General features: G+C 69.6%; 5 protein-coding genes. 3 read left to right on the top strand and 2 right to left on the bottom strand.

The window, feature by feature from the left end; genetic code table 11:
- Positions 1-393 (bottom strand): MsnO8 family LLM class oxidoreductase (locus tag x551_RS19205; protein ID WP_036250281.1); only part of this gene is annotated, 393 nt, incomplete at its 3' end.
- 270 nt (positions 394-663) lie between these two features.
- Here x551_RS19205 and x551_RS19200 point away from each other — a divergent pair.
- The 3 genes from x551_RS19200 to x551_RS19190 are packed head-to-tail and all read left to right on the top strand — an operon-like array spanning position 664 to position 3,073.
- Positions 664-1,635 (top strand): MBL fold metallo-hydrolase, encoded by a 972-nt coding sequence (locus x551_RS19200; protein ID WP_011829782.1) that lies wholly within the window; start codon positions 664-666, stop codon positions 1,633-1,635.
- A gap of 24 nt (positions 1,636-1,659) precedes the next feature.
- Positions 1,660-2,511 carry a quinoprotein dehydrogenase-associated SoxYZ-like carrier gene (locus x551_RS19195; RefSeq protein ID WP_051495909.1) on the top strand — a complete coding sequence of 284 codons (852 nt, stop codon included), beginning with the start codon at positions 1,660-1,662 and terminating at the stop codon, positions 2,509-2,511.
- Positions 2,512-2,521: 10 nt separating this feature from the next.
- Entirely contained in the window at positions 2,522-3,073 is a 552-nt protein-coding gene (locus tag x551_RS19190) for a hypothetical protein (RefSeq protein WP_036235529.1), read from the top strand.
- Between the two features lie 10 nt (positions 3,074-3,083).
- Here the strand turns inward: x551_RS19190 and x551_RS19185 are convergent, their stop codons facing one another.
- Positions 3,084-4,091, bottom strand: coding sequence for a metal-dependent hydrolase (locus x551_RS19185; RefSeq protein WP_036250278.1), 1,008 nt, complete (start codon positions 4,089-4,091; stop codon positions 3,084-3,086).
- Between the last annotated feature and the right edge of the window lie 47 nt (positions 4,092-4,138).

Below are 4,138 nucleotides of genomic sequence, written 5' to 3'. Positions count from 1 at the left end.
GGGGAACTGGTCGGCCGCGCCGTGGGCCTGCGGGTTGAGCGCGAGCGCGGTCCGCATGTCGCCGCCCGGCGCGCGGCCCACGCCCAGATCGATGCGCCCCGGCGCCAGCGCGTCGAGGACGCGGAACTGTTCCGCCACCTTCAGCGCTGCGTAGTGCGGCAGCATCACGCCCGCACTGCCGATGCGGATGCGGCGGGTGCGTGCGGCCACCGCGGCCATCAGCACCTCGGGCGCGGTGCCCACGATGGTCGGCAGGTTGTGGTGCTCGCTCAACCAGAAGCGCCGGTAGCCGAGCGTCTCGCAGTGCACGGCGAGATCGACGGTGTCGCGGATCGCCGCGTCCTCGCCGACACCGGCGAGTGCGATGGACTGGTCGAGGACCGAGAGTTGCATGGGCTGGGGGCCGGCAAGGCCGCATCGAGGAGGGCTCGATTGTCGGGAATCGGGGCGCATCTGGCCGGACCGGTTCAGTTCGACACTGACGGCGCCGGGGTCGGGCGCCGGCCGGCCCGCGCCCTTCGAGCTCGGTCGTGAGTCGAGGAAGGCCGACCCCACGCGGCAGTCGGTGCGGTGGGCCCGCTACAGTGAGGTCGGGAGACAAAACGAGAGCGCAGCGGGCCGCCGGGCCGGAATCGCTCCAGCCCCGAGCCCTGGAAGAAGAAGGTGCAGTTCGCCATCAGAAGAAGGATCCTGCTGCCGCTCGTCGGCGCCCTCGGCCTGGCCGCGGCGAGCGGCTGTGCCACGCTTGCGGCCCCCGGCGCGGACCCGACGGCGCCGAGGGCCGTCGAAGTGGCGTCCGGCGTGTACATGGTGCAGGGAAGCTCCGGCGAGGTGGACCTGGCCAACCAGGGCCGGCTGGGCAACGCCGGCTTCATCGTCGGTGACGCCGGCGTCATCGCGATCGACAGCGGCACGTCCTACCGTCATGGCCAGGCGCTGCTGGCCGAGATCGCGAGGGTGACCGACAAGCCCGTGAAGCTGCTCCTGCTCACGCATGCGCGCCAGGAGTTCATCTTCGGCGCTGCGGCCTTCCGAGAGCGCGGCATTCCGGTGCAGATGCAGCGCAAGGCCTCGCGGCTGATGACGGCGCGCTGCGAGGGCTGCCTGAAGACGCTCAATCGCGTGCTCGGCGAGGAGGCGATGCGTGGCACCGTGATGTTCAAGCCGGACACCGAGTTCGATGCGCCCTACGAGTCCGGGTTGATCGGTCGGCCGGTCCGGGTGCTGTACTACGGCCATTCGAGCGGGCCGGGCGACATCGCGGTGCTGGACGGGCGCACGGGCGTGCTGTTCGCCGGCGGCCTGCTCGACCAGCGCCGCATCCCCGACGTGCAGGACGGAGAGATCGACGGCTGGCGGCAGGCCCTGCAGGCACTGCGGGGGCTGCCGATCCGCCAGGTGGTTCCAGGGCACGGTCCGGTCGCGTCGGCCGCGCTGATCGACGGCGTGGACCGCTACCTGACCCAACTCGAATCCCGGCTGATCGAGCTGACCCGGGCCGACGCGGCGCTGAGCGAGGTGCCGGATGCGGCGGGTTTGCCCGAGTTCAAGGACTGGGACCAGTATCAGACGATCCACCGGCGCAACGCATCGATCGTCTTCGTGCGTATGGAGCGCGATCTGTTGGTCAGGTAAGAGGCAGGCATCCGGAGGATCACGATGCTGGAAAGCAAGCGGTCGAGACCGTCGAGGGGCGTTGCGGGGTGGCTGGTGGCGCTGCTGTTCGCCGCCGCAGGGGCAGTGGTGGGGCCGGTGCACGCGGCGCCGGGCGGCTTGCCGACCAACGTGGCGCACACCGACTCGTCGCCCGAGTGGGAGAAGCTGCGGCAACGGCTGTTCGCGTCGCGTCGCATCGAAACTGACTCCGGAAAGGTGCAGCTGATCGTGCCGCTGCGGGCCGCCTACGGCGCCTCGGTGCCGGTGAAGATCGTCTCGAAGCTGCCGCAGACCGCCGAGCTCTATGTCCGCAAGATGTACGTGCTGGTGGACAAGAACCCCTCGCCCGTGGCGGCGGTGCTCGACCTCACGACCGAACTCGGCCAGGCCGACTTCGAGACCCGCTTGAGGGTCGACGAGTACAGCCATGTGCGGGTCATCAGCGAATTGTCCGACGGCTCGCTGCACATGGATTCCCGCTACGTGAAGACCTCCGGCGGCTGCTCGGCGCCGCCGAACCGCGACGCGCTGCATCTGGTCGGCAAGACGGTGTTCAAGCTGCCCGAGCCGGCCCGCATGAACGCCGTGACGGCGGCCGACGTGACGGTGCTGCACCCCAACGACACCGGCTTCGAGCTCAACAACCAGACAGTGATGTTCATACCGCCGCACTTCGTGCGCTCGATCAGGGTGAGCTACGACCAGCGAAAGCTGTTCGACGCCGAGCTCGATTTCTCGGTCAGCGAGAACCCGACCTTCCGCTTCAACTTCGTGCCGCACGCCCGGGGCGAGCTGTCGGCCGAGGTCGAGGATTCGAAGGACGGGCGGTTCTCGGGTCGCCTGGCCGTGCAGTGAGACGACCCGCATGACGCCCTGGCTGCACCGCTGGCGCTCTGGCGCGTGGGTGCTGATGCTGGCGCTGGGCTCGTCGTTGGCGTCGCTCAGTTCTGCGGCCGGCCTGCCGTCGGCCTATGGCGCGGTGGTGTTGCAGCCCGGTGGCGGGCCGGAGCGGACCGAGTTCGACCTGACTACCGTGCGCGACCGGGCGCGTCAGGAGAACAAGAGGCTCTATGTCTACCTCGGTGCCAGCGATTGTCGCTATTGCCGTCAATACGAGGCCTTCCTGGAAAAGAACGCGCGGGAGCTGGTGCCGCGCTTCGCGGCGAAGTACATCGTGGTCGACCTGCGGAGTTCGCTGTCGGTGCCGGCCAGCCGCCTGTACTTCCGCGTCGGAGGGAGTGTCTGGCCTTATGGCGAATTCCAGCGCTCCATCGGCGACGAGCGTTCGCGCTTGCTGGTCTACCCGACGGTCTGGCTGTTCGACGCCGACTTGAGGCCGCTGATGCAGATGCCTTCGGGGGCCGGAACCTTCCAGACCGTGCCGGAGCAGATCGAGGTGCTCGATCTGGTGCAATAGGTCGCGCTGGTCAGCGTGGCGATGGCAGCGGTTCGCCGAGCAGGCGGCGCCAGAGCCACGGGCCCGTGCGCTGCAAGTCCGGCCGCACGCCGACCGGCAGTGGCGGTCGCGCCTCGAACCGCCCGTCGCGCTGCTCGGCGACGACGAAGCTGAAGAAGTAGCTCGGTTCGAGCCCCATGCGCAGGTCGGTGATGCGCACCTGACCGTCGCGCTGCTCGAGCTTGAAGAAGCCGTGGCTGAACGCGGCGATGCGCTGTGCGGGGAGGTTGTCGGCGAGCCGGGGCAGGAGCCCGGTGTCGTGCGGAAAGCGCTCGAAGCTGATGTGGGGTGTGTCGTCCAGCAGCGAATAGAAGCCCTCGGCGTGGCCGTCCGGCGTGAGGGCGAGCACGCGCCACAGCACGGTGTTGAACGGGGCCGGCGTCACCAGCAAGTCGCGCGCGGCCAGTCCCTGAGCCTGCAGCGAGGCCCGCGCGAGGCTCGTCACATGCTGCTGCGCGATCACGCTCCAGGCGAGGTAGCCGGTGCTCAGCAGCAGGCCCGCGGCGTTCCAGCGCAAGCCGCGGCCGGGCCACGCAACGAGCGCCAGGATCACACCCGCCAGCAGCGGCAGCGTGTAGAGCGGGTCGATGATGAAGATGCTGCCGACGGCGAACGGAAAGTCGCTGAACGGCCGGGCGAGTTGCGTGCCGTAGACCGTCATCAGGTCGAGCAGCGGGTGGGTGACGAGCGCGAGCCAGACGGCCAGCCACCAGCGGCCGAAGTGCGCGCGGTCACGGTGCAGCCCGGCGATGGCTGCGGCGAGCAGCGGCGCCGCCAGCGTCAGGAAGAACAGCGCGTGGCTCTCGGCGCGGTGCAGCGTCATGTTGCTGATCGCGTCACCGTGGTCGATGAAGGCGTCGAGGTCGGGCAGGGTGCCGCACAGGCCGCCCCACAGCGCGGCCTTCCAGGCGGCGGTGCGTCGGCCCATGACGGCGATGCCGACGGCGGCGCCGAGTGCGAGCTGAGTCAGTGAATCCATCGGAGGCGGTGGGCGAAGCGGTGAGCCGTGCGGGCGAAGCGCGCATG

Origin of the sequence: Methylibium sp. T29 (assembly GCF_000576205.1) — a bacterium.
In the GTDB taxonomy this organism is placed as follows: domain Bacteria; phylum Pseudomonadota; class Gammaproteobacteria; order Burkholderiales; family Burkholderiaceae_C; genus Methylibium; species Methylibium petroleiphilum.
The sequence above is the reverse complement of the archived record's forward strand: the minus strand, read 5'-3'. Positions and strand labels throughout refer to the sequence as shown.

What these genes read in the sequence shown, in the direction of transcription:
- x551_RS19185 (WP_036250278.1), bottom strand. Translation starts at nt 4,091, where the DNA reads ATGGATTCACTGACTCAGCTCGCACTCGGCGCCGCCGTCGGCATCGCC.
- x551_RS19190 (WP_036235529.1), top strand. Translation starts at nt 2,522, where the DNA reads ATGACGCCCTGGCTGCACCGCTGGCGCTCTGGCGCGTGGGTGCTGATG.
- x551_RS19195 (WP_051495909.1), top strand. Translation starts at nt 1,660, where the DNA reads ATGCTGGAAAGCAAGCGGTCGAGACCGTCGAGGGGCGTTGCGGGGTGG.